The sequence below is a fragment of the Saccharopolyspora shandongensis genome (assembly GCF_900106995.1).
Lineage (GTDB): Bacteria > Actinomycetota > Actinomycetes > Mycobacteriales > Pseudonocardiaceae > Saccharopolyspora > Saccharopolyspora shandongensis.
The window spans coordinates 41,414-66,222 of sequence record NZ_FNOK01000057.1; the positions used below are offsets into that span (position 1 = coordinate 41,414).

General features: G+C 68.0%; 24 protein-coding genes and 1 tRNA gene. 17 read left to right on the forward strand and 8 right to left on the reverse strand.

Annotated elements, in window-relative coordinates; genetic code table 11:
- Nucleotides 1-4: 4 nt before the first annotated feature.
- A complete protein-coding gene (gene mftR / locus BLW84_RS37620; RefSeq protein WP_093275771.1) occupies nucleotides 5-583 on the reverse strand; it encodes a mycofactocin system transcriptional regulator in 579 nt (192 codons plus the stop codon).
- 153 nt (nucleotides 584-736) lie between these two features.
- On the opposite strand from mftR, the gene mftA reads away from it, so the two are divergent.
- The 13 genes from mftA to BLW84_RS37685 all read left to right on the forward strand — a co-directional run bounded on the left by mftA (nucleotide 737) and on the right by BLW84_RS37685 (nucleotide 12,799).
- On the forward strand, nucleotides 737-844 hold the full coding sequence (gene mftA, locus BLW84_RS37625) for a mycofactocin precursor MftA (protein ID WP_093275773.1): 108 nt from the start codon (nucleotides 737-739) through the stop codon (nucleotides 842-844).
- Nucleotides 844-1,116: a mycofactocin biosynthesis chaperone MftB gene (gene mftB / locus BLW84_RS37630; RefSeq protein WP_093275776.1), complete on the forward strand. Its 273-nt coding sequence runs from the start codon at nucleotides 844-846 to the stop codon at nucleotides 1,114-1,116. The genes mftA and mftB overlap by 1 nt, the downstream gene beginning before the upstream one ends.
- Before the next feature lie 97 nt (nucleotides 1,117-1,213).
- Nucleotides 1,214-2,404 carry a mycofactocin radical SAM maturase gene (gene mftC / locus BLW84_RS37635; protein ID WP_093275821.1) on the forward strand — a complete coding sequence of 397 codons (1,191 nt, stop codon included), beginning with the start codon at nucleotides 1,214-1,216 and terminating at the stop codon, nucleotides 2,402-2,404.
- Nucleotides 2,401-4,320: a mycofactocin system FadH/OYE family oxidoreductase 1 gene (locus BLW84_RS37640; protein ID WP_093275777.1), complete on the forward strand. Its 1,920-nt coding sequence runs from the start codon at nucleotides 2,401-2,403 to the stop codon at nucleotides 4,318-4,320. Before mftC ends, BLW84_RS37640 begins: the two co-directional genes overlap by 4 nt.
- Nucleotides 4,317-6,260 (forward strand): mycofactocin system FadH/OYE family oxidoreductase 2, encoded by a 1,944-nt coding sequence (locus BLW84_RS37645; protein ID WP_093275780.1) that lies wholly within the window; start codon nucleotides 4,317-4,319, stop codon nucleotides 6,258-6,260. The genes BLW84_RS37640 and BLW84_RS37645 overlap by 4 nt, the downstream gene beginning before the upstream one ends.
- Complete coding sequence (locus tag BLW84_RS37650) at nucleotides 6,257-7,192, forward strand: mycofactocin-associated electron transfer flavoprotein alpha subunit (RefSeq protein WP_093275782.1); 936 nt, start codon at nucleotides 6,257-6,259, stop codon at nucleotides 7,190-7,192. Before BLW84_RS37645 ends, BLW84_RS37650 begins: the two co-directional genes overlap by 4 nt.
- Nucleotides 7,185-8,489: an FAD-dependent oxidoreductase gene (locus BLW84_RS37655; RefSeq protein WP_093275785.1), complete on the forward strand. Its 1,305-nt coding sequence runs from the start codon at nucleotides 7,185-7,187 to the stop codon at nucleotides 8,487-8,489. The genes BLW84_RS37650 and BLW84_RS37655 overlap by 8 nt, the downstream gene beginning before the upstream one ends.
- A 196-nt stretch (nucleotides 8,490-8,685) precedes the next feature.
- On the forward strand, nucleotides 8,686-8,979 hold the full coding sequence (locus BLW84_RS37660) for a ferredoxin family protein (RefSeq protein ID WP_177226909.1): 294 nt from the start codon (nucleotides 8,686-8,688) through the stop codon (nucleotides 8,977-8,979).
- A gap of 1 nt (nucleotide 8,980) precedes the next feature.
- A complete protein-coding gene (locus BLW84_RS37665; protein WP_093275789.1) occupies nucleotides 8,981-9,829 on the forward strand; it encodes a mycofactocin-associated electron transfer flavoprotein beta subunit in 849 nt (282 codons plus the stop codon).
- Nucleotides 9,826-10,608 (forward strand): mycofactocin-coupled SDR family oxidoreductase, encoded by a 783-nt coding sequence (locus BLW84_RS37670; RefSeq protein WP_093275791.1) that lies wholly within the window; start codon nucleotides 9,826-9,828, stop codon nucleotides 10,606-10,608. Before BLW84_RS37665 ends, BLW84_RS37670 begins: the two co-directional genes overlap by 4 nt.
- Nucleotides 10,605-11,957 (forward strand): mycofactocin biosynthesis glycosyltransferase MftF, encoded by a 1,353-nt coding sequence (gene mftF / locus BLW84_RS37675; RefSeq protein WP_093275793.1) that lies wholly within the window; start codon nucleotides 10,605-10,607, stop codon nucleotides 11,955-11,957. Before BLW84_RS37670 ends, mftF begins: the two co-directional genes overlap by 4 nt.
- Nucleotides 11,954-12,691 (forward strand): mycofactocin biosynthesis peptidyl-dipeptidase MftE, encoded by a 738-nt coding sequence (mftE, locus tag BLW84_RS37680; protein ID WP_093275795.1) that lies wholly within the window; start codon nucleotides 11,954-11,956, stop codon nucleotides 12,689-12,691. The genes mftF and mftE overlap by 4 nt, the downstream gene beginning before the upstream one ends.
- Before the next feature lie 34 nt (nucleotides 12,692-12,725).
- Nucleotides 12,726-12,799, forward strand: a tRNA-Pro gene (locus BLW84_RS37685).
- Nucleotides 12,800-13,270: 471 nt separating this feature from the next.
- Here the strand turns inward: BLW84_RS37685 and BLW84_RS37690 are convergent.
- The 3 genes from BLW84_RS37690 to BLW84_RS37710 form a co-directional block, all read right to left on the reverse strand.
- The gene (locus BLW84_RS37690) at nucleotides 13,271-14,065 is read right to left on the reverse strand and encodes an IS5 family transposase (protein WP_218157624.1); all 795 of its coding nucleotides are present in this window, start codon (nucleotides 14,063-14,065) and stop codon (nucleotides 13,271-13,273) included.
- Nucleotides 14,066-14,446: 381 nt separating this feature from the next.
- The gene (gene ku / locus BLW84_RS37700) at nucleotides 14,447-15,262 is read right to left on the reverse strand and encodes a non-homologous end joining protein Ku (RefSeq protein WP_093275799.1); all 816 of its coding nucleotides are present in this window, start codon (nucleotides 15,260-15,262) and stop codon (nucleotides 14,447-14,449) included.
- Nucleotides 15,263-15,750: 488 nt separating this feature from the next.
- Nucleotides 15,751-16,059 carry a hypothetical protein gene (locus BLW84_RS37710; protein WP_218157625.1) on the reverse strand — a complete coding sequence of 103 codons (309 nt, stop codon included), beginning with the start codon at nucleotides 16,057-16,059 and terminating at the stop codon, nucleotides 15,751-15,753.
- Between the two features lie 198 nt (nucleotides 16,060-16,257).
- On the opposite strand from BLW84_RS37710, the gene BLW84_RS37715 reads away from it, so the two are divergent.
- Complete coding sequence (locus BLW84_RS37715) at nucleotides 16,258-16,596, forward strand: hypothetical protein (RefSeq protein WP_177226910.1); 339 nt, start codon at nucleotides 16,258-16,260, stop codon at nucleotides 16,594-16,596.
- 224 nt (nucleotides 16,597-16,820) lie between these two features.
- On the forward strand, nucleotides 16,821-18,563 hold the full coding sequence (locus BLW84_RS46790; RefSeq protein ID WP_177226911.1) for a hypothetical protein: 1,743 nt from the start codon (nucleotides 16,821-16,823) through the stop codon (nucleotides 18,561-18,563).
- 96 nt (nucleotides 18,564-18,659) lie between these two features.
- Here BLW84_RS46790 and BLW84_RS37720 read toward each other — a convergent pair whose 3' ends face one another.
- Nucleotides 18,660-19,154, reverse strand: a complete 495-nt coding sequence (locus BLW84_RS37720; RefSeq protein WP_218157626.1) for a hypothetical protein — start codon at nucleotides 19,152-19,154, stop codon at nucleotides 18,660-18,662.
- Complete coding sequence (locus BLW84_RS37725; protein ID WP_093275804.1) at nucleotides 19,151-19,951, reverse strand: hypothetical protein; 801 nt, start codon at nucleotides 19,949-19,951, stop codon at nucleotides 19,151-19,153. The genes BLW84_RS37720 and BLW84_RS37725 overlap by 4 nt, the downstream gene beginning before the upstream one ends.
- A gap of 382 nt (nucleotides 19,952-20,333) precedes the next feature.
- Here BLW84_RS37725 and BLW84_RS37730 point away from each other — a divergent pair, with 382 nt between their 5' ends.
- Nucleotides 20,334-22,340 carry a DEAD/DEAH box helicase gene (locus tag BLW84_RS37730; RefSeq protein WP_218157627.1) on the forward strand — a complete coding sequence of 669 codons (2,007 nt, stop codon included), beginning with the start codon at nucleotides 20,334-20,336 and terminating at the stop codon, nucleotides 22,338-22,340.
- A gap of 52 nt (nucleotides 22,341-22,392) precedes the next feature.
- Entirely contained in the window at nucleotides 22,393-22,986 is a 594-nt protein-coding gene (locus tag BLW84_RS50530) for a DUF2290 domain-containing protein (RefSeq protein ID WP_425441812.1), read from the forward strand.
- A gap of 154 nt (nucleotides 22,987-23,140) precedes the next feature.
- On the opposite strand, the gene BLW84_RS37740 is transcribed toward BLW84_RS50530, so the two are convergent.
- Both BLW84_RS37740 and BLW84_RS37745 read right to left on the reverse strand, forming a co-directional pair.
- Entirely contained in the window at nucleotides 23,141-24,196 is a 1,056-nt protein-coding gene (locus BLW84_RS37740) for an integrase core domain-containing protein (protein WP_177226912.1), read from the reverse strand.
- Between the two features lie 297 nt (nucleotides 24,197-24,493).
- Nucleotides 24,494-24,809, reverse strand: a 316-nt coding sequence (locus tag BLW84_RS37745; protein ID WP_093275812.1) for a transposase, incomplete at its 5' end; no start/stop codon positions are given.

The following is a 24,809-nucleotide window of genomic DNA, read 5'->3' on the forward strand; positions in this document are numbered from 1 at the left end:
GGCGTCACCGCGTGGCGTCCGGCCGGGCCGCCGCACCGAATCCGGCCGCCAGCTCGCGCATCGCGGCGTCGAGCAGTTCGCTGAGGTCGGAATCCTCGCTGTCCAGCCATTTTTCGTAGGCCGCGACGGCGACGCCGAGCGTCGCGTGGGCGATGGCCTGCGGCGCGAGGCCGTCCGCGGGTTCGCCGAGGCGGTCGCCGACGAACTCCGCCACCACCTGCCGCCAGGCCTGGAAGCGCAGCGTCGAGTGGGCCTGCAGCGCGGGCACCCCGAGGATGAGCCGCATCCGGCGGCGGTGCGCCGGAACCTGCTCCGGGGCGACCCGGTTGAACTCGACGAGGCAGTGCCGGATCGCGTCCATCAGCGGGCTTTCCGGCGGCGCGGTGCGGAGATCCGCGCGCATCCGGTCGAGCTCGCCGTCGAAGTCGCCCCACGGGATGTCGTTCTTCGACGGGAAGTAGTGGAAGAACGTCCGGCGCGCGATGCCGGCCGCGCGCGCGATGTCGGTGATGGTGGTCTGCTCGAACCCCTGCTCGTCGAAGAGCTCGAACGCGACCTGCTCCAGCTCGGCGGCGGTGGTCACCCGCCGTCGACCGCCGGGTCGCGGGATTGAGCCGATCGTGTTCTGCCCCAACGGATGCGTCTCCAGGTCTTCCAAAATGCACTCGGTGCAAATACGGTTGCCGGAAGTGGCCGGTGGCCGACTTCGGTCGGCCCGCTCGACGAGGAGCATCGCATGGCTGACGAACAGCACGATTTGGGCACTGCCGCCGCCGAGCCGGCGATCGAAGAGGAACTGCTGGTCGAAGAGGTCTCGATCGACGGGATGTGCGGGGTCTACTGATGACCACCGCCGCGGAGTTCGACACGAGCCAGGGCTACCGGTTGAATCCGCAGGTCGCGTTGCGCCCCGAGCCGTTCGGGGCGCTCGCGTACCACTTCGGCAACCGCAAGCTGTCGTTCCTGAAAGTTCCCGAGCTGGTGGACCTCGTGCGAGGCCTCGGCGACCACGCCACCGTCGAGGACGCGCTGCTGGCCGTCCCGGAGGCGCGCCGAGCGTCGTTCCGGCGGGCGCTGGCCTCGCTGGCCGCCACCGACATGATCCGCCCCCGCTGAGCTTGCGGCGGTTTCGCGCGAAAACGTCGCGGCCCCGCACCGAAGGCGCCGGTTTCGCGCGAAAGCGCCGGTGCTGCCCGAACGAGTGGAGTCGAAGGTGACTGCTGTCGAACCGGCGCCCGTCCCCTCGCTGGTGGAGCAGTTCAAGGGCGGGCTGGCCGCCCCGATCTGCCTGACCTGGGAGTGGACCTACGCCTGCAACCTGGCCTGCGAGCACTGCCTCTCGTCGTCCGGGCGGCGCGATCCGCGCGAGCTGAGCACGGCCGAGATGAAGGCCGTGATCGACGAGTTGCAGCGGATGCAGGTGTTCTACGTCAACGTCGGGGGCGGCGAGCCGACCGTGCGCCCGGACTTCTGGGAGCTGCTGGACTACGCCGTCGAGCACCAGGTGGGCGTCAAGTTCTCCACCAACGGCCTGCGCATCGACCGCGAGCGCGCCGAGCAGCTGGCGGCCACCGACTACGTGGACGTGCAGATCTCCCTGGACGGCGCGACGCGCGAGGTGAACGACGCCGTGCGCGGCCCGGGCTCGTTCGACATGGCGATGCGCGCGCTGGAGAACCTGTCCGCCGCCGGGATGCGGGATTTCAAGATCTCGGTCGTGATGACCCGGCAGAACGTGTCGCAGCTGGACGACTTCAAGGCGATCGCGGACCGCTTCGGCGCCCAGCTGCGGATCACGCGGCTGCGCCCGTCGGGGCGCGGCGCGGACGTGTGGGACGAGCTGCACCCGACCGATGCGCAGCAGCACGAGATCTACTCGTGGCTGATCGAGCACGGCGAGCAGGTGCTCACCGGCGACTCCTTCTTCCACCTGAATGCGCTGGGCTCCACGCCCCTGCCGGGGCTGAACCTGTGCGGCGCGGGCCGCGTCGTGTGCCTGATCGACCCGGTGGGCGACGTCTACGCGTGCCCGTTCGCGATCCACGACGCGTTCAAGGCGGGCAACGTCCGCGAGACCGGCGGATTCGACCGGGTGTGGCGGGAATCGGAGCTGTTCACCGAGCTGCGGCAGCCGCAGTCCGGCGGCGCGTGCCGGTCGTGCTCGGCGTTCGACGCCTGCCAGGGCGGCTGCATGGCGGCGAAGTTCTTCACCGGCCTGCCGCTGGACGGCCCCGACCCGGAGTGCGTGAAGGGCCACGGGCAGACCGCACTGTCCGTTGTGGACCGTTCCGGGCTGCCGAAGGCGTCGCAGGACCACTCCCGCTCCTCGCGGAAGGTCCGGCTGGGCATGCCTTCGATGCCCGCCAAGCCGTGCGACTCCAGCCCCTTGGCGAGCCAGTTGTGAAGCTGACCGACGGCGTCCGGCTGGGCGCGGCGACCGCGCCGTCGCGGGTCCTGTTCGGGCCGCACGAGACGAATCTGGGCCGTGGTCGCGGCATTTCCGACCGGCACGTGGCTTACTACGCCGCGCGGGCGGCCGGCGGCGCGGGCGTGATCGTCACCGAGACGGCCAGCGTGCACGCCTCCGACTGGCCCTACGAGCGCGCTCCGCTCGCCGCGGAGTGCGGCGGGGGCTGGGCGGCCGTGGCCGACGCCTGCCGACCGCACGGCGCGGTGGTGCTCGCCGGGCTCGGGCATGCCGGCTCGCAGGGATCCTCGGCGTTCTCGCAGAACGCGCTGTGGGCGCCGTCCCGGGTGCCGGACGTGGCCAGCCGCGAGCTGCCGATGGAACTGGAGCAGGGCGAAATCGACGAGCTCGTCGAGGGTTTCGCCGCGGCGGCGGAATCGGCCGTGCGGGCCGGGATGCACGGCGTGGAGATCGAAGCCGGTCAGCACTCGCTGCTGCGCCAGTTCCTGTCGGGGCTCACCAACCAGCGCGCGGATGCCTACGGCGAAGATAAAACGCTGCTGCTGCGCGATGTTCTGGCCGCGGTACGGCGCGCGGTCGGCGATCGCGTGGTGGGGCTGCGGCTGTCCTGCGACGAACTGGCGCCCTGGGCGGGGATCACGCCGGAGCAGGCCGGCGGGGTCGTCGAAGCGGTGGCTGGCCGGATCGATTACCTCGTGGTGGTGCGCGGCTCCGCGATGGGGACCTCGGCGACGCGGCCCGACCTGCACACCGAGCCCGGCTTCAACACCGACCTCTGCAAGCAGATCCGCGACGTCGTGAGCGCATGTCCCGCGCAGCCGCTGGTGGTGCTGCAGGGCAGCGTCGTCGAGCCGGAGCAGGCGCAGCAGGCGCTGGACGACGGCGTCGCGGACCTCGTCGAGATGACGCGCGCCCAGATCGCCGACCCGCGACTGGTCGGGCTGGTCCGGGCCGGACATCCGGAGCGGATCCGGCCGTGCGTGCTGTGCAACCAGAAGTGCCGCGTCCGGGACAACCGGAACCCGATCGTCTCCTGCATCGGCGAGCCGTTCAGCGGGCACGAGAGCGGCGCCCCCGAGCCCGCGCCCGCGGCGCGGCGCGAGGTGCTGGTCGTCGGCGGTGGCCCGGCCGGGCTGGAAGCCGCGCGGGTGCTGGCCGAGGGCGGGTACGAGGTCGAGATCGTCGAGAAGGACGACCGGCTCGGCGGCACCGCGCTGTGGGCCGCCGAGGTCGGCGGGCGCGGTCGGCTGCGCCGGATCGTCGACTGGCTGGAAGCCGAGGTGCGGCGGCTCGGCGTGCGCGTCACGCTCGGCACCGAGGTCACCGAGGCGGACCTGATCGGCACCAGGCGGGACGTGCTGGTGGCGATCGGCTCGGTGCCGGGGCCGCGCGCGTACGAGATCCGCGGCGGCCTGGTCATCGACGTCGTCGACCTGCTCGAACACCACGCCGTGCCGGACGGTCCGGTGGTGGTGTCCGACCCGGTCGGGGACGCCGTCGGCGTCGGAGTCGCCGAGCTGCTCGCCGGGCAGGGGCGAGACGCGGTGATCGTCACGCAGGACCAGGTCGTGGGCACGCAGCTGGCCCTCACCGGCGACCTGGCGGATGCCAACGGCCGGCTACAGCGCGCCGGGGTGCGGCTGGAGAAGCGTTCGCTGCTGCGGGAGGTGCACCCCGATCACGTGGTCCTGGAGGACACCTTCACCGCCCAGCGCCGAACCATGCCCTGCGCCTCGGTCATCCACTGTGGACACAGGCTGTCCAGCCCCGATCTGGCCGGGTGGCCGCGGGCGGGCGACTGCGTGGCGCCCAGGACGATCCACGAGGCGATCCTCGAAGGCCGCCGCGCGGCGCACGAGATCACCGCGCTGGTCGGGGGAGGCGTGCGATGACCCGCTACCTGTTCTCCCCGCTGCGGATCGGCCCGGTGACCGTGCGCAACCGCATCGTGTTCTCCGCGCACCTGACGAACTACGCCGAGGACGGCCTGCCCAGCGAGCAGCACGCCGCCTACTACGCCGCCCGGGCCGCCGGCGGTGCGGGCCTGGTGATCACCGAGGAACATTCGACGCACCCCACGGACTGGCCGTACGAGAAGCTGATCCACGGCTTCCACCGGTCGGTCGTGCCCGGGTACCGGCGGATCACCGAGGCGGTCCACGCCCACGGCGTGCCGATCTTCGCCCAGCTCAACCACAACGGCGGGCAGGCGTCGTCGATGTACTCCCGCCTGCCGGTGTGGGCGCCGTCCGCGGTGCCGGACCCGATGTTCCGGGAAGTGCCCAAGGCGATCGACACCCGCGAGATCGCCGAGGTCGTCGCCGGCTACGGCACCGTCGCCGGGCACTGCGCCGAAGGCGGGTTCGACGGCGTCGAGCTGCAGTGCTCGCACTCGTCCATCGTGCGCGGTTTCCTTTCCCCCGCCACGAACAAGCGCACCGACTCCTACGGCGGATCGCTGGCCGGGCGGGCCCGCATCCTGCTGGAGATCATCGACGCGGTGCGCGAGGCGCTCGGCCCCGAGCGGGCGCTGGGCGTGCGGCTGTGCGGGGACGAGTTGATCGAGGGCGGCACCACCATCGACGAGGCGGTCGAGGTCGCGCGGATGGTGGAGGCCACCGGCAAGGTCGACTACATCAACACCTCCATCGGCGTGGCGACCTCGACGCTCTACATGATCGAGGCGTCGATGGCGATCCCGCCGGGCTACGCGCTGTTCATCTCCAACGCGATCCGCCGGGCCGTGCGCCTGCCGGTGGTCGGTGTCGGGCGGATCAAGGACCCGCTGCAGGCCGAACGGGCGCTGGAGGAGGGCCACTGCGACCTCGTCGGCGTCGTGCGCGGTCAGATCGCCGACCCGGACTTCGCGGCCAAGGCCCGCTCCGGGCACGGCGGCGACATCCGGACCTGCCTGTCCTGCAACCAGGAATGCGTCGGCCGGATGGGCCTGAACCGCTGGCTGGGCTGCATCGAGAACCCGCGGACCGGCCGCGAGGCGGTGGCGCTGCCGATGCCCCGGGCCCGCAAGCGGGTGCTGGTCGTCGGCGGCGGCCCGGCGGGCCTGCAGGCGGCGTCGACCGCGGCGGAACGCGGCCACCACGTGACCCTGTTCGAGCGGCAGCAGGGGACCGGTGGGCAGGTCGCGGTCGCCGCCACGGTGCCCAGCCGCGCGGAATTCCTCGACGTGGTCCGGAATCTGCGCGCCGAATGCGAACGCCACGGCGTCGACGTCAAGACGGGCGTCGCGGCGACGGCGGAGATGCTGCGCGACGAGCACCCGGACGTGGTCGTGCTCGCGACCGGAGCCCGCCCGCAGCCGGTGCACTGGGCCGGCGGCGTCGACCGGGTCGTCGACGTCCGCGACGTGCTGGAGGGCCGCGCGGCACCGGAAGGCGACGTGCTGGTCGTCGACGAGCTCGGCTTCCACCAGGCGTCCTCGGTCGCCGAGCTGCTGGCCGACCGGGGCTGCCGGGTGCGGATCTCCACGCCGGGCATGGTGGTCTGCCAGGATCTCGGCGTGACGCTGGACATGGAGACCTTCAACGTCCGCGCGCACGCGAAGGGCATCGAGCAGGCCACCGACGAGGTCGTGATGTCGGCGGCGGCCGAACCGGACGGAGTCGCGCTGCAGATCCTCAAGCACACCACCGGGGAAATGACCGAAGCCCGCTTCGACTGGGTCGTGTGCGCGACGCACCAGGCCCCGGAAGACGCGTTGTGGCACGAGCTCAAGGATTCCCCGTTCGCGGTGCACCGGGTCGGCGACTGCATCGCGCCGCGCCGCGCGCACGCCGCGGTCGTCGAAGGACATCGAGTGGCGGTGGGCCTGTGAACGGACGTCCGGAGATGCTCGCCGTCGTCATCGCCCGCGGCGGCGCGCTGCCCGGCGGCGCCGACGAAGCCGCGGCGGAATGCGGCGGAGCGGTCCTCGTCGTGGGCACCGGCACGCGGGAAGCGGCTCGCGCCTTCACCGCGGCCCGGCGCATCTGGGCGGCGGAAGTCCCGGTGATCGCGCCCGGCGCGCTTGCCGCGGTGCTGGCGCCGCTGATCGCCGAGGTCCCCATCGTGGTGCTACCGGCCTCGCCGGACGGGCGCGACATCGCCGCTCGCCTGGCCTTCCAGAGCGAAAGGCCCCTGCTCGCCGGCGCCACCCGGTGCACGCCGGAGCACGCCGATCTGTCCAGATTGGACGATTCGCTGGAGGTCCGGGTCGCACTCGACGAACCGGCCGTGGTCACCCTGATCCCGGGCGTGCGCGGCACGCCGCAACCGGTGCCCGCCCCGGACCCGGTCGAACTGACCGTCATCCTGCCCGAGGTGCTCGACGCCGAGGTCGTCGAGGTCCTGGAACCGGAACCCGAAACGGTCGAACTCGCCGAAGCCAAGCGGATCCTCGGCGGCGGGGCCGGGCTGGTGCGCCCCGGCGAAGACGGCGCGGCGGTAATGCGGACCCTGACCGGCGTGGCCACCGCCCTCGACGCCTCCGCCGGCGCCACCCGGGTGATCACCGACGCCGGCTGGGCGGGGCACGACCGCCAGATCGGCACCACGGGCGTCGTCGTCGACCCCGACCTCTACGTCGCCTTCGGCGTCTCCGGCGCGACGCAGCACGTCGGCGGCCTGGGCCGCCCGGCGCACGTGATCAGCGTGAACACCGACCCGTCCTGTCCGATGACCGCGCTGGCCGACCTGGGCATCGTCGCCGACGCGCCCGACGTCCTGCGCGAACTGGCGCGCCGACTGAACGGAGCCGCCGATGCCTGAACACTCCGAAGTGGACGCCGTGGTGGTCGGGGCGGGCCCGGCCGGCGCGTCCGCGGCGCTGGAGCTGGCGCGGGCCGGGCGCAGCGTGATCCTGCTGGAGCGCGGGCCGTTCCCGGGCGCGAAGAACGTCTACGGCGGCGTCGTCTACGGCCGGGTGCTCGACGAAGTCCTGCCCCGCTGGTGGGAAGAGGTGCCGGTGCAGCGCTGGGTGACCCGCCGCAGCACCATGATGATGACCCCGACCCAAGCCCTCACCGTCGACTTCCGCACCGAGGACTGGGGGAGCGCGCCGTACAACGGCATGACCACCTACCGCGCGGACTTCGACGCGTGGCTCGCGGGCAAGGCGGTGGCAGCCGGTGCGCAGCTGGTGACCTCCACGGTCGCGACCGAGCTGCTGCGCGACGCCACCGGGCGCGTGATCGGCGTCCGCACGGACCGGCCAGACGGCGACATCCGGGCACAACTCGTCATCGCCTGCGACGGCGTCAACTCGTTCCTCGCGAAGCAGGCGGGCCTGCTGCCGCGGACGGACCCCGAGCACCAGACCCTCGGGGTGAAGGAAACCCTTTCCCTGCCGCGCAGGGCGATCGAGGAGCGCTTCGGGCTCAGCGGCGACGAAGGCGCGGACTTCGAGATCCTCGGCTGCACCGGCGACATCCCCGGCGGCGGCTTCCTCTACACCAACCGCGACACCGTCAGCATCGGCGTGGTGCTGTCGCTGACCGGCCTGGCCTCCGCCGGGCGGCGCCCCGAGGAAGTCCTCGCGGACCTCAAAGCGCACCCGGCGATCGCGCCCTACCTGCGGGGCGCGGAGCTCAAGGAGTACTCCGCGCACCTGATCCCGGAAGGCGGCTATCGCAGCATGCCGCCGCTGCACGCCGACGGCCTGCTGGTCGCGGGCGACGCGGCCGCGATGTGCCTGGCGGCCGGGATCTGGCTGGAGGGCGTCAACTTCGCCATCGGCTCCGGCCTGGCCGCGGGCCGCACCGCCGCCGAAGCCATCGCGGCGGGCGATCCCACCCGGCTCGCGGGCTACCGCGAGCGACTGGAGGGCAACTTCGTGCTGACCGACCACAAGAACCTGCAGGGCGCGCCGCACCTGGTCCTCTCCGACCGGGTCCAGCGGCAGTACCCGAGGCTGCTCTGCGACTTCGCGCAGGAGGTCTTCACCGTCCGCAACCCGGAACCGAAACCCGGCCTCGGCAAGCTGTTCCGGCGCACGGCTGCCCGGCACGGCGTCCGGCTGCGGCAACTCGCCGCGGACGCCTGGGCCGGCCTCCGCGTCTTCGGCTGACGGATGTTTCGAAAGTGATTTGCGTAGCGGTGCGGATAGCGGAACCTCAGGGGCCGCCTCACTCCGGGATCCCGAGTCCAATACGCGGCGCCGGGGCGGTCCTCGTGACGCGTCCCCTGAGAACCCGCGGCGGTGCAAGCTGAGTCCCTCACCGCAAGCGGCTGCCTCCGCTTCAAAGCAGACCTGAGGAGTGACTATGCACCAGTACCCGGAAGTGTCCTTCGAGGACCGGATGAGCACCGTCGACTTCCAGGTCGGCGAGCGCCCGCACATCACCGTGGACACCGAGATCTGCCGGTCGTGCACCACCAAGGCGTGCGTGCCCGCCTGCCCGGCGAAGCTGTTCGTGCCCACCGGCGACGGCGGCATCCTGTTCAACTACGAGCAGTGCTTCGAATGCGGCACCTGCTACCAGATCTGCAACTCCGCCGGCGCCATCACCTGGACCTACCCGGACGGCGGGCACGGCGTCGTCTTCCGGAAGGGCTGACATGGGACCGCAGATCGTCGTGGCGCTGAGCTGGTCCTGGCGGCGGGTCCGGGTGGATCCGCTCACCGGGGAGCTCGACGCCGGAGACCGGGGCGGCAACGCCGCCGAACACGCGGCGCTGGAACACGGCCTCCGGCTCGCCGAGGAACTCGACGGCCGCGTCCTGGCGGTGACAGTCGGGCCCCCAGCGGCCGAGGAGGGCCTGCGCGCAGCGCTGGCGGCGGGCGCGCACGAGGCGATCCGCGTGGCGCGGGACGACCAGCTGAAGCCCGGCCACCTCGTCCACAATGGAGCAGACACGGCCAAGGCGATCGCAACGGCGGTCGCGGAACCGGATCTCGTGCTGTGCGGCGACAGATCGGACGACGGCGGCACCGGAACAACGCCCGCGTTCCTCGCAGCCCGGCTCGGTGCCGCGCAGGCACTTGGCGTCGTGAAGCTCGAATCCGAAGGCGAATCACTGCTGGCGCACCGCAGGCTCGACGGAGGAAGCCGCGAGGTCTTGCGGCTGCCCACGCCCGCGGTCGTCTCGGTCGAAGCCGCCGGTGTGCGCCTCCGCCGAGCGAGCCTGCCTGCCGTGCTGGCAGCCCAGAAGGCGACGATCCGCACGATCGCGGCCGAGCCGCAGCGGCCGCGACGCGTGGTCTCGGCCCGCCCGCTCCGCCCACGAGCGCGAGAACTGACCGCCCCGGCGGGAACGACGGCGCACGACCGGATGCTCGAACTGACGGGCGCGCTGCAAGACCGCACGCCACCGACCGTCATCGGCCCGCTGCCTGCCGCCGAAGCGGCCGACGAACTGCTGGGCTACCTGAAGCGCCACGGATACCTCACGGGGGAGACGCCATGAGCAGGGTCGCGGTGGTCACGGGCGCGGCACGCGGAATCGGCGCAGCGGTCGTGCGGCGGCTCGCCGCGGACGGCTGGCGCGTGGTCGCCGTCGACATCTGCGCGGACATCCCCGGGACCGGATACCCGCTGGGAACCCGGGAACAGCTCCGGGCGCTGGCGGAGGAGTGGCCGGAGTCCGTGCGCGACGTCGTGGCCGACGTCCGCGACGAGGCCGCGGTGCGGCGAGCCGTCGCGGTGGCGGAAGCCGAGTTCGGCGGCCTGGACGCGGCGGTGGCGGCGGCCGCCGTCATGGCGGGCGGACGGCCGCTGTGGGAGACCTCGAACGACGAGTGGGACGCCCTGTTCGACGTCGGCGTCCGCGGCGTGGCGAATCTGGCCCGCGCCGCGGTCCCGCTGCTGCTGCAACGACCCGAACCCCGATCCGGCCGGTTCGTCGCCCTGGCCTCGTCGGCGGCGCACCGAGGTCTCTACCACCTCGCCGGCTACAACGCGGCCAAGCACGCGGTGGTCGGCCTGATCCGTGGCCTCGCCACCGACCTCCGCGGCACCGGGGTGACGGCGACGGCGGTCTCGCCGGGATCGACCCGCACGGACATGCTCACCGCCACCGCGGCCTACTACGACCTGGCGGACGTGGAGGAGTTCAGCCGGCACCAGCTGGTCGAACGCCTGCTGGAGCCGGACGAGGTGGCGGCTGCGGTGTGCTGGCTGTGCGGCGAAGGTGCCTCGGCTGTCACGGGAACCGTCGTGCACGCCGACGGAGGATTCACGGCATGACGGCCAGGCTCGCGCCCGACCCCGGCCTGCGCCGCTGGGACGGCGGACGAACGCTCGCGGGCGGATCGCCGTTCCGCGTGCTGCGGCTGACCGCGGCCGGCGCGGCCATGGTCGACGGCTGGATCGCGGGCGAGCCGGTGACCGCCGGAGCGGCCCTGGCGCAGCGGCTCGTCCGGGCGGGAATGATGCACCCGAGCTACGACCAGGCCCAGCACGGGCCGAGCGACGTGACCGTGGTGATCCCGGTGCGCGACGGCGACGTGTCCGGACTGCTCGCGGCGCTCGACGCGCCCGCCATCGTCGTCGACGACGGCTCCCGGCAGCCGATCCCGGGAGCCGCGATCCGCCACGAAACCGCCCGGGGCCCGGCGGCGGCCCGCAACGCCGGATGGCGGCTGGCCCGAACGCCGCTCGTGGCGTTCCTGGACGCCGACACGATCCCTGAACCGGGCTGGCTCGCACCGCTGCTCCGCCACTTCGAAGACCCGGCGGTCGTGGCCGTGGCGCCGAGAATCCGCAGCACACCGGGAAAAACGGCGCTGGCCCGCTACGAGAGCACCCAGTCGCCACTCGACCTCGGCGACCAACCGAGCCTGGTGCAACCCGGCAGCAGGATCAGCTACGTCCCCACGGCGGCCCTGGTGGTCCGCACGTCGGCGCTGCGCGAGCTCGACGGCTTCGACGAGACGATGCGCTTCGGCGAGGACGTCGACCTGATCTGGCGCCTGACCGCCCGGGAACACCTGGTCCGCTACGAACCGGCAGCCGTCGTCGAACACGCGCCGCGCCCGCGGTGGACGGCCCTGCTGCGACAGCGATTCGACTACGGAACCTCGGCAGGCCCCCTGGCGCAGCGGCACGGCGACGCGGTCGCCCCGGTGCGGGCATCGCTGTGGAGCGCGGTGGCGTGGGCGTTGATCCTCGTGGGCAGGTCGGGAGCCGGACTGGCCGTGATAGGCGCGGCGGCGGCCCTGCTGACCCGCAAGCTCGGCAAGCTGGGCATCCCGGCCCGCGAAGCGATTAGCCTGGCAGCACAGGGAAATCTCGGCGCGGGCCGCATCTTCGCCGACGCGATCGGGCGAGCCTGGGCGCCGGTGGCGGTCCCGCTGCTGCTGCTCAGCCGCCGCGGCCGAGCGGTGCTGGCGCTGGTGCTGCTCAGGAACCTGCTGGACTGGGCGCGCAAGAAGCCCTCGCTCGACCCGATCCGCTGGTGCCTGGCGCGCACGGCCGACGACGTGGCGTACGGCTGCGGTGTCGCGCGCGGCGCCCTGCGCTCCCGCAGCCCCGCGTCGCTGATGCCGTTCCTGACTGATCGCGGCGGCCGCAGCAGCGTCCAGGTGTCGCGATGACGGCCCTGGCGGACCTGACCTGGCCAGAGATCGCCTCGATCGCCGGTCGGAGCATCCTCGCGGTCCCGGTCGGCGCGACGGAACAACACGGCCCGCACCTGCCGTTCACCGTCGACACCGAGATCGCGGAGGCACTCTGCGCCCGCCTGGCGGAGCAGATCGAGGTCGTGGTGGCACCGGCGGTGACCTACGGCTCCAGCGGCGAGCACGCGGGCTTCCCGGGCACGCTGTCGATCGGCCAGGAAGCGGTCGAGCACCTGCTGGTGGAACTGGTCCGCTCGGCGGACGCGTTCGCGGGAGTGGTGCTGGTGTCGGCCCACGGCGGCAATGCCGAACCGGTCCGCAGAGCGGTGGGGAAGCTCCGAGCGGAAGGCCGCCACGTGCTGGCGTGGGCGCCGACGGGACGGCCGGACGACACCCACGCGGGCCGAACCGAGACCTCGGTGATGCTGGCGGTGCGCCCGCAAGCGGTGCACCTGGCCAGAGCGGAGCGGGGCAACACCACGCCACTGCCGAACCTGATCGACACGCTCCGCACCGGAGGGCTCCGCGCGGCCACGACCAACGGTGTCCTGGGCGACCCGGCAGGGGCGACGGGGGAGGAGGGAGCCCGAATCCTGGCGGCCTGGACGACGTCGCTCACGGCGGCGGTGACGGCCTGGCAAAGCCATGACCAGGGAAAATGGCAACCGGAGGGCCCCGATGATCGCCCATCCGGAGGTGCGGTAAGCTAACGACACGCCCCAAGAGGGGCAAAAAATTGAAGAACGGGCTGTAGCGCAGCTTGGTAGCGCACTTGACTGGGGGTCAAGGGGTCGCAGGTTCAAATCCTGTCAGCCCGACCGTGGAGAGAGCCCGCTGATCGGCACGTAAGTGCAGGTCAGCGGGCCTTTTTGTGTTGTGATGTGGATCTTTTGTTGATCGTCCATTGTGGTTGGTGATCTGGTTTTTGGGAGGATTTTGGGAGTCGCGATGTTGTGCGGGGTGGGAGGGGGTCGCGTCCCGGCGGGCTCAAGTTGACCGGGTGCGATCCGTCTTTTTGTGGTTTGTGGATCACGAGTTTTCTGTTATCGCAGGTCAGATTGGGTTCGCTGGTTGCGGCTGGGTTGGTTGCTCTCGAGTGGGAGCGGGGTTGTGTGACGGCGTTGCCGGCGCTGGTGGTGGTGGGTTTTTTCCGCTGGTCAAGGGGTCGCGGTGGGGCGTGCTGATGGCTGGTCGCGCGGTGTTTTCAGGCGTGTTGTGGGGTAAATGAGGTGGGGGTGTTCGGTGGTGTTGCTGAGGTCTCCCAGCGGTGTTAGAGCCTGTTCCTGAACTCAGGTGAGGCGTTTGCTGGTGGTGTGGATCATGGCCCAGCGGACCATGGCCTCGTGGTGTTCGGGAAGGCGTTCGTAGTCGCGGACGCAGCGTCGGCGTTGGTTGATCCAGGCCAGACTGCGTTCGACGACCCATCGTCGGTGCAGGACGACGAATCCGACCTGGCCTGCGAGTTTGGCGACGATCTCGATGCTGATGCCGAACAGGGTTCTCGCCCAGTCGATCAACGTGCCGGTGTAGCCGGAGTCGGCCCATAGGTGCCGCACGCTCGGGCAGTGATACTTCAGCCTCGCGAGCAGGTGGCGGGCGGCGGTGCGGTCCCGGACGTCGGCGCCAGTGACCAGCACGCAAACCAGCAGTCCGACGGTGTCGACGGCGATATGGCGCTTGCGGCCGTTGATCTTCTTGCCCGCGTCGAACCCGCGGCTGTCCGCTCCGACGGTTTCGGCGGCTTTGACCGAGGCCGAGTCGATGATGCCCGCGCTCGGCGCGGCCCGGCGGCCTTCGTTCAGCCGAGCTCGGTCTCGCAGGGCGTCGAGCAGGTCCTGGCTGACGCCTGCGTCCTCCCAGGCGACGAAGTAGTTGTACACAGTGGACCACGGCGGGAAATCCGTCGGCAGGGCACGCCATTTGATGCCGTTGTCGACCACATACAGGATCGCGTCCACGAGCTCGCGGCGGCAGTGCTTCGCTCGGCGGCCACCCCGCCCTGCCGGCCAACCCGGGGCAGTCATCTGCGACGACACCAACAACACGCCCGACACGATCGATACCGGCAAGGTCGTCTGCGACATCGGCGTCGCTCCGGTCCGCCCCGCCGAGTTCGTTCACTTCACGATCACCCAGATCGCCGGCGCGCCGTAGTCCAGGGCCCGGAGGAACCCCGGCCGTGCGGGCGCGCCAACGCGGTACCGGTCCAGTGGCGTGCCGACCTGTCCACCGGGACCGGGCCTGTGTCTGGGCCGTCTGCTACATCGTGGATCAGGAGCGCAGTCGGTTGCGGATCGCTTGGCGTTGGTTCGCGCAGGTGAGTGTTCAGGCGGTCCAGCACGCCTTCGAGCTCCTCAAGACGTCTGCGAAGTTGCTTGGTGCGAGCAGGGTCGGTTTCGGTCGCGAGTGCCAGGGCTGCTTCGTCGCGGAGGGTCTGAAGCCAGGCGCGGCGTTGCGCGTAGGGGTCAGTTGGGGGCATCGCGCCCACCTCGCGCCGTGGTGGTTTTGGCGTGCTCGACACTGGCTTGCAGGGCGTCCATGAGGTCGACCATGGCGGTGCTCCGTGGAGGTGGCACGGCGGGTTCGATGGTGCCGCCGGCGCGCTTGGCTTCGACGAGGGCCCTGACCCGCTGCTGGTATGTGTCCTGGTAGCTCTGCAGCGCCCAGTCGATGGCCATCGCTTCGATCAACTGCACCGCGGTGTCTATTTCCGCCCCGGTGGTCTCGGCGTGCCGGGGCAGGCTTCCGCCGAGCTCGCGGTGCGGGTCGCGCACCTCGGTCGCCCAGCGCAGCACGTCAGCGACGAGGACGTCCGCAGACGGTCTCACGGTGGTGAGGTATTCCCGGCCCCGCATCACGAAGGTGCCCAGGCCAGCTCGGCCAGTGCGGGCAAGTGCCTCCCTGAGCAGGGCGTAGACCTTGCCGTACTCGGCTCCGTCCGGCGCGAGGTAATAGCTGCTGCGGTAGTAGACCGGGTCGACCTGGTCGAGGTCGACGAAGCCGATGACCTCCAGCGCCCGGGATCGCCCCGGGGCGATGTCCGCCAGTTCGTCAGGCTCAACGACGACGAAGCCGTCCCCGGTCGGGTAGCCTTTAACGATCTCGTTGTAGGGGACTTCTTCGCCGGTCCGCTCATTGACTCGCTTGTTACGGACTCTGTCAGACGTTCCGCGCTGAAGCTGGTGGAAACGGATCGCGTGGTCCTCGGTCGCAGCGAACAACTGCACGGGCAAGGATACGAGACCGCAGGTCAGAACGCCCGTCCAGACTGCACTGGCCATCGCGCCACCTCCCCGGGGCGTCACTTCCGAGCGCATTCCATCACCGGGCAGCGGGCCGTAGGAGGGTCGCAAGTCACCGTTGAGGCTGGTTGAGGGCCCGGGTGAGCTCATGGTTGGCAGCCCGTGCGGCGTCGAGTTCGTCGGTGCGTTCCTCGAGTTGTCCTTGCAGCTCGAGGACATGCTGTTCGAGCGTAGTGATCTGCTGTTGGAGGTGGTCGATGTCGACGGGTGCACCGAGGCCGGAGTCGTGCCAGGCGTGTTCTCCGAGCAGCTCGGAGAGACGTCGTTCGAGCTGCCGGACTCGAGCGGTCAGGCGCCTGTTGCGTTCCAGTGCGTTGGCGAGGTCGGCTTGCAGAGACGCTCGGGTGACACTGGCCTGCCCGTCGGCCGGGGGTGGGGTGGCTGCGGCGGTGTGGATGCGTTCCAGCAGGTCACGGTGGCGATAGAAGAACGACCGGTTAACTCTGGTTGCATTGGGTCGGTGCGGGTCATGCGGACCGCTCCGGTCGTGGGTCGGGAAGTGGTGGCTGGATGCGCGGCATGCCGAGCAGCACGCCGCCCTGCCGTCCGCGGCGGAGCACTGCGACGGCTTGGTCGAACTCGGCTCGCTGGGTGTCGTCGAGCTCGTCTATGCCGTTCTTGATCCGGGCGATGAGTCTGCGGACTCGGCGGATCTCGTCGTCGGAGGGCATGGCCTCGGCTTTGGCCCAGTCGTCGGCCTCGAGCGTGGCCGCGAGTCGTTCCCGGTTGCGCAGAAGGTCGGCGAGGTAGGCCTCGAGGTCGGGCAGGTAGGACACGTCGGTGCGGAAGTGACCTTCCGTGTCAAGTCTGTACGTGTTGCCGTTACCTCCTCGCGGGGTGTCCGGAATGGGATCCAGTTTCTGAAATGCCCGGTGGGCTACTAGGGAACCCGGCTTTCAGCGGCCGTCTGAAGGTGCTCAGGGACCCAGTTGTCGCTCGGCTTTGGGCCGATGGTGTCGGGTCACGGCGCTATCGTGCAGTCGATCATCATCGACGTTCGCGAAGGAGCTGGGATGGGCAAGCACGGTGACGAGCCGCCCGAGGATGCCTGGAACCGCATCATGGCCGAGCTGACCGAGGTCTCCGATGACCAGCTTTGGCAGCAGCTGGCGGGTATGGCCGGATATCGCGGTGGAGATGCCGAGCAGAACCTCACCCTGGCTGCGCTTGTGCATACCCTCGCCGACCGTGACGAGCAGGCCTGTGCGGCTTTCGAATCCTGGAAGCAGGGACCGGACGGCGGCGGGGACTCGGGTCCTGTCGTCGCGTGGATGCTCGAGGCGACCGGCCGTTTGGAGGGCTCGCAGGGGTGAGCCCGCGTCCAGCGGTGCCTGTCGGGCGCGCCTGGGCTGACGCCCGTTGGCGTGCTGTTGAGCCCCGCGCCGCGTTCACCAATACCCAGCAGGGCTGGCCGGGACGGTGCTTGACCTGCGGTGGGAAGACCAAGCACCGCTACGGGCGGGGTGGATGCAAGCCCTGTGCGAGGCTGCGACGGGGGGAACACCGGCGGCTGCCGCCAGGCACGCGGCTGGCACGCATGCTCGCCGCAGGCCAGGTCCCGACCGCACCCGATCCGGGGCTGACCGCCGTTGCATGGCTCTCGCGCTGCCTGATCGCCGGGCACCCCGGTGCCCATACGGTCAAGGGCAAGCGCATCGGCAACTGCGGTCGGTGTGCGCATGAAGCCACGAGCCGCCGCAGCTCGGTGCCCAACCGCCTCGCCGACGCGCGAGCCCGCGCTCGATTAACCGAGCCCTTGGCCGACTACCGCGCGCGAGGCGACTGGCCACGACGATGTCTGGGATGCGGACGGCTGGTCTCCAAGCGGCTCAGATTTTCTGGTAATCGCCCCTTCTCGGGTGGTTGTGACTACTGCTTGGCCGCTATTGGCGCAATCCGCCGCAGGGAGCTACCCGTCGACGTCGCCCTCGCCCGCGCGCTGTTGCGAGGTCAGCAACCGCTAGAACCCTGGTCTGGGAGCACGATGGGCGCTTGGCGGATGCGGTGCCTGATGTGCGGCCACGCCGCCCCGAAGACGCTGTCGCATTTGCATCAAGGGGTGGGGATCTGCGCGCGGTGCTCCCGCTACGGCTTCGATTCCGCTTCTCGTGCCGAGGTTTACGTGGTCACCCGGACGGTCGATCACGCAGGAAAATACGGCATCGGCGGTCTCGACAACGGCATCGACCGTGTAGGCCAGCACGAACGCGCGGGCTGGCAACTATACGAGCGCCTGGAATTCGACTACGGAGCCCAGGCCAGGCTGGTCGAAGACCTCGTCGAGGCGGAACTGCGGGTCGGTTGGGGCGTTCCCGCATTCCTCGGACCCCAGCAGGTACCTCAAGGTGGTTGGACCGAGACCTTCGATCTTCGCCGGTGTTCGGCTCAAGCCGTCTGGCGCCTGGTCGAGAGGTTCGCCGCGCAGGTCACCGGATCCGCTCTGCTGCCCGCCCCGGCACCCGCCAATCGTCGGCTGGCCTCCCAGCGCGAGGCGTGGCTGGAGGCCCTGCGGGCCGGAGCAGTACCTCTGGAGGAGTATCCAGGGGGCAGCGGTAAGCCCTGGCGGATGAGATGCCTGTGTTGTGGAAAAGCCGCACCACGGCGCCTGTCTCATCTACGTGAAGAGCGGACATGCTCGCGATGCCGCGGAATCTCTCGTCGCACCCCAACTTTCCGTGCTCACGCGCTGGCCCGAGCCGGCCTCGTTGAGCCGCTGGCCCAGATCCTGCCGACCTCGGCTCATCAGCCGTGGCCTGGTCGCTGCCTGGGCTGTGGAGCGCAGAGTAAGGTGCGGCTGGCCAATCTCAGCAGCGGAGAGGGCGGCTGTCTGCCCTGCGGACGCACCCGCAGCGCAGCAAAGATGCGGCTGAGCCAGGAGCTCAGCCGCATCCGGTTCCGCGCCCGGTTACTGGAGCCGCTGCAGGATTACCAGAACAACACATATCGAGTACGATGCCGCTGCCTGGTGTGCGGGCACGCGGCTCTGCGCACACCGGCGGCCGTGTTCACTGGCAACGCAGGATGCTCGAACTGCGAGAAGGCCCGCCTCGCCACTCGCTACCGCAGCCCGCAGGACCGCGCCGTCGCGACCATGCACATCGGCGGATGGCAACCGCTCGTTCCCTATTCCAACGCGAAAACCCCGTGGCCAAGCCGTTGCCTATTTTGTGGCACGCCCGAGCGCCCCCAGAAGACCAACGTCCAGCAGCGAGTGGCGGGCTCAGCCTGCGAAGGCGGTAACCGCCACAAGCCTGGGCGACAGCGTCGGCCACCGACGTAGGGCTCGCGGAGGTTAGAAGGACCGCATCAAGAACGTTGTGCCAGAGGTTGAGTGCACCAGAAGCCGCGTGCACCATTGCTGGCACTGTCGCTTGGTTCACCGCCCGAGCACGCGGATAGTAGCTTCTGGTCGGCTCTGCTCGCGGAGTTGGGCGTTTTCAACCTCGAGGACGTGGATGATGCGGGCGTACCGCCCCAGTTGGTCGCTGAGCCGCGTGTGGACGGTGCGGAGGTCGGCGAGTTTCTGGCGGAGCCGGTCGTTGTCGGCCTGCAGTTGATCGGCGATCTTGGGGCGGTGGTCCTGGGAACGGACGAGCGCGTAGAACAGGTCTTTCAGCCCGGTGTGCTTGTGAGTCAGCTTGTTGCGGCGCAGTCCGGCTTCCTCAGCGAGCGACTTGATGGTGAGTTGTCCGTTGGAACGCAGCGGGACGCCGATGAGCAGGCGGACCATGGCTTCGGTGATTGCCCGGACCTCGGTGGCGTCCTCGGTCCGGCTGGTGGCGGTGGCCTCGGCGGCTTGGGTCAGCGCGTCACGGATTGCGGTGGCGATCTCGGCTGCCGGCCGATGTTCTGCCTGCGGTTGCTCGGTCACTGGGTGTTCTCCGACGAGTTCGGGAGGATGCGGGTGGCCTGGTGGCGGGTGATGATCTCGTTCAGCGTGGCCTGGCGCTGCCGCAGGCGTTGGTGAATCGGCAGCGGAACCAGCCCGTCGGTGATCTCGACGTCGATCCGGTCGACCTCGACCTGAATACGCTCGATGTGGGTGTCGGTGCGGGAGATGTTCGCGCAGGCACTATGGCATCGGTCCTGGCTCGGAGTGCGCTGTGGTTGAGTCCCGGGCTTGCCCCGGTTGGGATCGCAGAGTGCCTTGAGCGGGTCGTGATTGCAGGTCAACAGAGCCTTCGGGTGGTCGAAGACCTGCAGGCGGGGGTTGTCTAGCAGCGCCTTGTATTGGCGTTTGGAGGCGAAGCCGCCTGTGTAGGCAGCCTGAAATTCCTGGGTGGCGGCGATGTAGCGGGTGGCGGCTGGGCCGCTGACGCCCTCCCCGTGATCGAGCCGCTCGGCGGCCGCAGCGAGGGTGTCGGCGGTGGCCAGTGCCTGCTCGAGGTCGAGGATCTGCAGCATGTCTACCCGGGAGCGGCCGCCGTAGGACTCCGCCAGCGAGGCTCGCAAGTGTCCATATTGGACAACGAGCGCGATTCGCCCGCCGGGCTGTCGGTTGATGAACCAGGCGACGGTGCGCCGCAATCGCCGCAGGGTGACCGCGCCGTCTGGGTCGGCGGGGATCACTTCGTGGTCGCGTTCGTGGGCGACGGCGAGGGTATTCGCCCAGGCGGCGAACCGCGCGATCCGCGCGTTGGCGGTTCTCACGCTGATTGCGTCGCCCACGTAGGCGCAGGGTTTGGCGGACTTGGACAGCTCCCGCGGGAACAGCAGTGGGCTGGGCGAGCACCTCAGGCTGCTGAATTTCTTCAGAGGCGGCCCGCCCACGGGTCCAAGTTTGCCATGGCACATGGTCAGCGATCTTCTCTCAGGCCGCCTCGGCTCACTAGTATGAACGAAGTCGCCCCTACCTGGATGGCCGGACCGACTGGGACGGACTCCACCTCCAACAGGAAGATGTGTCACGATGCCTTTGCAAGTTGTGTACGGGGAAAGTCGGAACCGAAGCACAGCTTCGCACCTGGCTGATGTGTTGGGGGGCGTAGTCGACGAGGGAACGGTCTACCTCGGTTATCCCGTACTTGCCACCGCTGATCAGCGCGTCGAGGTGGATGCTCTCTTGGTCAGCCGGACTAAGGGTCTGGTTGCCTTCCTGCTGGCGGATTCTGTACCCCACAGTGAGGAAGAGTGGGATGAAGTGATTGCCAAGCAGGACCGTCTGTACAACGTCCTGGAGAGTACCCTAGGAAAACACGATCAGCTCCGCTCTCGTCGTAAACTGGCAGTTGATATCGAGACCATGACAGTTTTTCCAGGCCCTGTAGAGAGTCTGCCTCCCGGGGCGCAGGGAGAGTACTGCGATTTTCAGCAAGTGGCATCAAAAATAGCCGAGTTGCCTGGAATTGAAGATTCGATCGAACGGGCACTGCAAGCTGCACTTCAGCGTGTTACGACAATCAAGCCAATTAAGAAACGCTCCTCGGTCCAAGATGCTTCTTCGCGTGGAGCTGCGCTAAAGATCATTGAGCGCGGAATTGCCAACCTTGACCAATGGCAGAAGGCTGCAGCGATCGAGACACCGCAAGGCCCTCAGAGGATCCGTGGCCTTGCGGGCTCGGGAAAGACGGTGGTGCTTGCTCTCAAGGCGGCATACCTTCACACTCAGCATCCCGAGTGGCGCATTGCCATGACCTTTCATTCTCGGGCCCTGTACCAGCAGATTACTGATCTGGTCGAGCGCTTTACTTTCGAGTATAGCAACGACAGGCCGGACTACGACACTTTGCAGATCATGCATTCGTGGGGATCGAATGCACGGGCTGGCCTTTACAGTGAGATGGCTCGAGCTGTAGGAACGACGCCGCGGGATTGGAATTATGCGCGCGCCACTTACGGGATGGACGACGCATTTCAAGGAGTATGTCAAGAACTCCTTGGTATCGTTCGCCAAATCAATCCCGAACCAATCTTCGACGCAGTGCTGATCGATGAGGCACAGGACCTCCCGCCCGAGTTTTTCCAGCTTGTCTACCGGCTCACTAAGGAGCCCAAACGTATCGTCTGGGGCTACGACGAGCTTCAGAAACTTTCCGAGTCTGCGATGCCGGAGACCGACGAACTATTTGGTACAGGGCCTTCGGGAGAAAGCCTAGTTAGTCTGGTTACGCGCGCTAAGGAGCCCCAAAGGGACATTGTCCTCCCGGTTTGTTATCGAAATACTCCCTGGGCTCTGGCGACTGCACACGCCCTGGGGATTGGTGTCTACAGAGACGGTGGTCTCCTGCAACACTTCGATGATCCAGCACTTTGGGCCGATATTGGGTATAACACTGTCCATGGTCGACTTGACTTGGGGGCACCGGTCACGCTAGAGCGGTCAGAGACGAGCTATCCGACCTACTTTCCAGAGCTCATCTCGGTTGATGATGCAGTTGTAATGCAGAAATTTGAAAGCCAAGATGCTCAAGACCTCTGGGTTGCGCAAGAGATCAAGAAGAACCTCATCGAGGATGAGCTTGAGCACGACGACATTCTGATCGTGCTGCCTGACGTGTACCGTGCTAAGTCCCGTGCGCCCCGACTCATGCGGACCCTCGCAGAGCACAATGTAAACTCGCACCTCGTTGGAGTAAGTACAAGCGTCGACGAGATTTTCATGCGAGAATCTGTCGCTTTGGCTCACATTTTTCGGGCCAAAGGAAATGAAGCGCCAATGGTGTACGTGGTCGATTCGCAACATGCAGCCAGCGAATATAATGCCGTAACTCGACGAAATACGCTCTTCACGGCCATTACGCGCAGCAGAGCTTGGGTTCGGATCGTCGGCTGGGGCGAAAGAATGGACCTGATCGCAAGCGAAGTCGATACCGTGCGCCAAAAGGGATTCAAACTGGACTTTACTATCCCAACGCTTGCCGAGTTGGCGGAGATGCGGCACATCAACCGGGATCGTTCCGAAGACAACCGGGCGTCGGTCAAGAAGGCTACTGAAGGACTCCAGGCTTTTATAGAGGCGTACGAGCGACAGGAAATCGACCTGTACGACCTCCCTCCTGGCCTTAGGACACGTTTGGTCACGAAGATGCGGGAAGAGTTTCCACGTGGCGACGACTAGGGCTGTCAGGGATGAAATCAACAACCTGCTGGACTATCTCCTCCAAGCGGAGATGGCCGCCTATATTAACGTCGTGTCAGTATCGGGATCCAGGGTCTCGTGGCACTCTCATAATCCAAATGCGGCCTTCTTGGTAAATCGAGGCGATCCTGGCCTGCAAGATTATCGAGCATGGGTAGAATCTGGCTCCTATTCTGCTATTTTGCTCGATGGGGCGCTCCTGCAAATAACCTACGATATTGAGGGGAGTGAAATAGTAGGGCACCGACTTGCTTACATTCCATGCCCCTACCGGCTAGACACAGAAATGCTTCGCCGGGACCCCGTCTTAGAATTGGTTGATCTGCACGTGGAGACTGACCCGACAGGAATAGTTCTTCACTCGGCGGTGCGTTTCGATTACGATCCTCAGTCGGCTGGCCCAGGGCATCCTGCGTCGCACCTGACTATCAACTCTGCGAACTGTCGAATTGCCTGCTCTGCGCCAATGCATGTAGGAAGATTCGCTGATTTCATCTTCCGTCACTTCTATTCAGACCTCTGGTCTGCGCATTTTCCTTACTTTTCTGCTGGTGCTCGTCGCGACCTCGGTGCACGGACCCTCGCGCAAGAGGACCGAAGCAGCCCTCATATTTTCTGGAACTAGGTTACAGCGCTAGGCTGCACTGCTGTGGCCAGACCACAATTGCGAGCTGCCGTCTGATTGATGACGGTGGAACGCGCGTCTTGTCCTTACGTGGCAGGGCCCGTACGGCTTCAAAATGGTTTCACGGCCTGTGGTCTGGGGTTTCGCCGGACTGTCAGGCTGCTCGGTGGTATTCGTTGATAAGGCCTGTTACAGCCTCTCGACGTTCGATCCGAGCCGTCGGCGATGGTTTGACGTTCGTGTCGTCGAGGGGCGCGAGCTGGTTTCGGCTCTGGTGGGGCCGGTGGCCGTTGAAGTGACGGGCGTAGTCGCGGAGTATTTTGTCCGCGTGGCCTCTGTCGAAGATCAGCACTCGGTTGATGCACTCCTCGCGTACGGAGCGAATGAACCGCTCGGCATGCGGGTTGCAGTTGGGGCTCCATGGAGGGATTTTGGTCACGGTGATGTTTTCGCTGGCGAAGACGGCGTCGAATGTGGCGGTGAACTTCGCGTCGCGGTCGCGGATGAGGTGGGTGAAGTGCGCGGCGGGGCTGCCGAGCTGCCAGAGGAGCTGTCGTGCTTGCTGGGTGGCCCAGGCGGCGGTGGGATGGGCGGTGACGCCGAGGATGTGGACGGTGCGGGTGCGCACCTCCATGACGAACAGTGCGTACAGCCGGTGCAGCCCGACAGTGTCGATATGAAAGAAGTCGGTGGCGAGCAGACCGCTGGTCTGAGCTTTGATGAACGCGGCCCACTCTTTGCTCGCCGTCTGCCGGCGTCGAGCGGGGTTGAGCCCGGCGGCTCGCAGGATACGGCGGACGGTCGCACTGCTGATCGTGTGGCCGAGGCGGCGAAGCTCGCCGTGTACGCGACGGAAGCCCCACCGTGGATTCTCTGTGCCGAGCCGGATGATCAGGCTGCGGACCTCTTCGGAGACCGGCGGGCGTCCTGGGGAGGGCGGTTGGGTCCACTTCTTGTTTACCAGGCGCTGGTGCCAGGCGAGCAGCGTGCGTGGGGTGACGATCCGGAGGCCGTGGAGGGCACGGGGTAGGAGCCGCGCGAGTGCGGCTAGCAGCGCTCGGTCCGGCCAGCTGGGTTTCGGGGCGGGCACCTGTCGGCGCAGCACGGCGACCTCGTGGCGCAGGATGAGTATCTCGGCGTTTTTGGCTGCGGTAGGCCGGCACAGCAGAGCGAGCCATCCGAAGATCCGTGTGGCCAGCAGGTAGATCATCCGTACGAGCACGAGAGCTGATCATGCCGAACTACTGATCATTCGCATAGCATCAGGTCAGCAATGGTGAAGTAGTTTTGAAGCACTACGGGGTTGGTCTCACCTGGTCAGCGGAGACTGAACTGGTCATCGGCCAGCAACATCTGGCAAGGCAGATCGCCCACCGTGGTCGGAACGGCGAAGGTCACCACGCCCAGCCACTGCCCCGCGGTCGGACCGTAGCCACCCGAGTTGCCGACCTTCGACGCGCTGGAGGCTGAGCCCCTAATGATCTTTTGGTATTTGGGTGATCTTGGTTCATAGGCGGAGTCCGGTGTGGTCGAGAAAGGAGAAGCACAGTTGGTAGCTGTTGCCTATGCGGTCCAGGCCGGTGCCCGCGGCGGTATGTGCTTCGTCGATGTGCTCGGGGCAGAGGTTGGCCAGCTCGGTTGTTTTGATGTTGCCCCAGACTTGTTCGACTGGGTTGAGCTCGGGTGCGTAGGCGGGCAGCCGCTCGACGCGCAGCCAGTGTCGTTGGGTGGCCAGCCAGGCTTTCATGTCTTTCGAACGGTGGGCGGACAGTCCATCCCAGATCAAGGTTGCCGGATCTCCACCCAGGTGGTCGTGCAGGTCG